This window comes from Pseudomonas sp. PA-4-8C, assembly GCF_021606625.1.
GTDB lineage: Bacteria > Pseudomonadota > Gammaproteobacteria > Pseudomonadales > Pseudomonadaceae > Aquipseudomonas > Aquipseudomonas lactis.
The window spans coordinates 1-3,265 of record NZ_WKCD01000411.1 but is presented as its reverse complement, the minus strand read 5'-3'; the positions used below and the strand labels follow the sequence as shown (position 1 = coordinate 3,265).

At 57.1% G+C, this 3,265-nt stretch carries 4 protein-coding genes and 1 pseudogene; 3 read left to right on the top strand and 2 right to left on the bottom strand.

Annotated elements, in window-relative coordinates; translation table 11 throughout:
• Nucleotides 1-554: pseudogene (locus GIW04_RS29170) on the bottom strand (DNA recombination protein RmuC); the annotation flags it as partial.
• Between the two features lie 61 nt (nucleotides 555-615).
• The gene (locus tag GIW04_RS29165) at nucleotides 616-939 is read right to left on the bottom strand and encodes a hypothetical protein (RefSeq protein WP_003193019.1); all 324 of its coding nucleotides are present in this window, start codon (nucleotides 937-939) and stop codon (nucleotides 616-618) included.
• 457 nt (nucleotides 940-1,396) lie between these two features.
• On the opposite strand from GIW04_RS29165, the gene GIW04_RS29160 reads away from it, so the two are divergent.
• The 3 genes from GIW04_RS29160 (at nucleotide 1,397) to GIW04_RS29150 (ending at nucleotide 3,132) form a co-directional block, all read left to right on the top strand.
• The gene (locus tag GIW04_RS29160; RefSeq protein WP_003193020.1) at nucleotides 1,397-1,702 is read left to right on the top strand and encodes a hypothetical protein; all 306 of its coding nucleotides are present in this window, start codon (nucleotides 1,397-1,399) and stop codon (nucleotides 1,700-1,702) included.
• Between the two features lie 443 nt (nucleotides 1,703-2,145).
• A complete protein-coding gene (locus GIW04_RS29155; RefSeq protein ID WP_003193022.1) occupies nucleotides 2,146-2,370 on the top strand; it encodes a hypothetical protein in 225 nt (74 codons plus the stop codon).
• Nucleotides 2,371-2,649: 279 nt separating this feature from the next.
• The gene (locus tag GIW04_RS29150; RefSeq protein WP_003193024.1) at nucleotides 2,650-3,132 is read left to right on the top strand and encodes a hypothetical protein; all 483 of its coding nucleotides are present in this window, start codon (nucleotides 2,650-2,652) and stop codon (nucleotides 3,130-3,132) included.
• Nucleotides 3,133-3,265 lie beyond the last annotated feature (133 nt).

Below are 3,265 nucleotides of genomic sequence, written 5' to 3'. Positions count from 1 at the left end.
TCCTTGAGCGGGTCCAGCAGTTGACCGAGGCGTTCCTGGCTGGTTTCGGCAAAGCGTTGCTCACGCTCGTCGAAGATCTTGCCGGCCAACTCGGCAAATTGCGCACGCAGTTCGTCTCGTGAGCCTTGCAGGTCGGTGAGGCGTTGCTGATGACTCTCTTGCTGCTCGCGCAATTCGGCGCTCAGGGCCGCGGCCAAGGCGTCGAGGCGACGCAGTTCGGCTTCCTTGGCGCTACGATCGAGGTTCCAGGCGTGCGCGGCATCGCGGGCGTTATCGCGGTCGATCTGCAACAGCTCGACTTCACGGCGCAGCGCCGCCAAGTCGGCTTGCTTGGCAGCATTGGCCTGGCTCAGGTCACTGATCTCATCGCGGCTGGCGTCCAGTTGAGCGGCGAGCCCTTCCTGGGCCAGTTGTGCGGTCGCCAGGCGCTCCTCCAGCAGCTCCCAGCCGGTGGTGCGTGCGGTCAGGCGCCGCTGGAGTTGCCAGCACAGCGCCAGTAGCGGCACGGCTGCGCCCACAAGACCCAAGGCGATACTGGTCCAGTCAAACACCATAGCCATTTCTGCCATCACCGAAAAAGATCAAGGGTAACCAAGCCTAAGGCCGGAGGACAGCTCAGTCTTCGACCTGGCCCAGTTCGCGCTGGGCGCGACGGTCGCCGGCGCGAGCAGCCGAACGCAACAAATCGTGGCCGATGCGCCGGTCACGGGCATTTCCGCACTCGCGGCACATCAGTTGGCCAAGACGGCTCTGAGCGGCCACCACGCCTTCGCGGGCGGGCTGCTTGAGCAAGCGTCCGGCAAGATGCTTGATATTGGTGCTCTGCCCAAGGCGCGGGCTGTCGAGCAGCCACAAAGCGACCTTCAAGGAAAAACGCTTGGGTGCGGTAACAGTTTGGGGCGTGTCGGTAACAGAATGTGATACTGAGCGAAACTTCATAAAGCACTGTGGGGCAGAACGGAAGGCGCGCCACTCTACTCTTTTTTTCGTACAGGTAAAGCTGAAAAAACCGTGCACGCCCGTCCTAGAGCAAGCGCTCGGGACAATCCACAGAAGCTGTGGATAACTCAGTGGACAACCCCCCTGGAACAGGCGCAAAGCCCCATGGAACGGGGGCCGCAGTCAAACTGACGATTTTTTCACCAATAAAAAAAAGCGAGATTTTTCATTGACTTAAATTTTGATTACAGGCAAATGGGCGCACTTGCACACCAGTGACAGCAGGGTTACACCCTTGGCCTTGAATGTGCACAAGTCCTTATCGGCTGGTTATATCGTCGGCGTTTTTTGATTCAACACCGGTTAAACATGTTACTGAGCAGGCAAACCCAAGGGCTTTTCAAATCTGCCTCGGTTCGCCACACTGCGCCACCGACAATGCAAACCAGTAGGGCCGATGAAAGGAATTCTGTTATTCGCCGGGCTGCTACTGGCCATCTGCGCGATCTCCCTGGGAATCAATGCCGCGCTCCCCTCTCCGGACGGCGCACTGTTCGCCATTGCTATCTTGCTGTCAGCCGCCTTTACCGCCGTGATCCTGTGCATTGAACTCAGTGACGGAAGGATCAATGACATGCGCGAGGTGATCCGCATGATCGAGACCGGCCAGTCCTTGCGGCTGACGCTCGCCGCCTACGGGCTGGGGTGCGCACTGGCCGCGTCCATGACCGTGCTGGTCTATCGCGAGTTGCTCGGCGGCTGATCGAAGTTTTTTTGCAATCGGCCTTCCCTTCCCTGTTTCAATCCGTTACTATCCGCGGCGTTAGTACCAAGCTGAAAGTCAATTCTGGTCGAACACGTCCCCTGAACCACATGGGATCGACCACCTCGATGGTTTCCAGGTATTCCTTGAGACGACACTGCCTTTGAACAAGCAAAGGGTGGCGCGAAGTTCCAATACTCTGACCGAACCAACCTGCAAATTGATCAGGATCTTCACCCCGGGCCCAGAACCTTTGCCCCTGTTGTGTTGCCTGCCCTCCTAAGTACCTACCTGCCAGCCCAAGCGCGCCAAATTTAATAGCGCTTCAAACTGGCTGCTTTGTTCCAGTCGGGTTCTTCGTTTGATCAATGGTGGTCAGCGTTACTGGAACGTTTTAACGTTGCACGGTTCTTATCCGTGTCATTTGTAGGAACACCAATAATATGAACGCTCAAATCCACACTCAGGATGCCATTCGCACCCTCACCAACGCTTTTGCCCCAATGAACTGCCTGATCATGGCCGCTCGCAAAGGCTGCTTCAGCTTCACCCTGGTCAACGAACACGGCATCGCTCGTCACAGCGAACGCCTGTACCCCGATCAATACTCCAGCGCAGAACCGCTGCAGGCCGTGATCGATCGTACCCGTCAGGCACTGACTGCCTGATCGACCCGCGTCGCTGAAACCTCAAAAAACCCTGTTTGAATAACAGGGTTTTTTATTGCCTGGAATTTGGCCTTGAACCCGTGGCGCTAAGTACAAATCGATATAAACGTTATAACCGGTTGCAGAAGATGTTTTAAAAACAGTCCTTTACATCGTGAATATGACACTACACTTCAACTCAAGCGGCATGATCCGCTTACGACGGGCCTGAGATCCGATTCACCGCTGCCAAGCTCCCCTTCTCAGGCTCGTCCACTCTTTGCAAGGACTGAGGCTCGTATGGGTATTGCCGCCAGTGAATTGTGTCGTTATGTGATCCGGCCGACGCTGATGTACCTCGGCCGTCACAGCCCAACAGCCGAATCCCTGCTGCTGGGCATTGCCGCCAGCCAATCCGAACTGGGCTCGGCGCTGCATGACCGTCGCGGCCATGGCCTCTACAGCATCACCGAACCCCGCCACCGCGCCCTCTGGGATGGCTACCTGGCCTTGGACCCAGAACGCGCCAGCCTGGTGCGTGGGCTGGCCAGCCAACATGCGTTCCTCAGCGCGCCCCAGTTGGAGTTGACGGTAAACCTGCGCTACGCCACGGCGATCGCCTGGTTGCTGGTGGAACAACATCGTCCCGCCCTGCCCGCGCCCGGCGATGTACTGGCCATGGCGCGTATCTGGAAAGAAATATTCCACCCCCAGGGCCGCCTGCGAGATTTCACCCACGCCTGGCAAACCTGTGTAATCCCAATGAAACAGGCAGCTTGCTGACCGGGCAAATTGCAAGATTCGGCAAAAAACGGCAATTTTGGTCGGATTGTCCTACAAAACCGCTCTATCTCCAGCATTACAGCCTATTGCGCGATCTGAAATTTATTGATACTTTCCGCAGCGGTGATCACAC

What these genes read in the sequence shown, in the direction of transcription:
- GIW04_RS29165 (WP_003193019.1), bottom strand. Translation starts at nt 939, where the DNA reads ATGAAGTTTCGCTCAGTATCACATTCTGTTACCGACACGCCCCAAACT.
- GIW04_RS29160 (WP_003193020.1), top strand. Translation starts at nt 1,397, where the DNA reads ATGAAAGGAATTCTGTTATTCGCCGGGCTGCTACTGGCCATCTGCGCG.
- GIW04_RS29155 (WP_003193022.1), top strand. Translation starts at nt 2,146, where the DNA reads ATGAACGCTCAAATCCACACTCAGGATGCCATTCGCACCCTCACCAAC.
- GIW04_RS29150 (WP_003193024.1), top strand. Translation starts at nt 2,650, where the DNA reads ATGGGTATTGCCGCCAGTGAATTGTGTCGTTATGTGATCCGGCCGACG.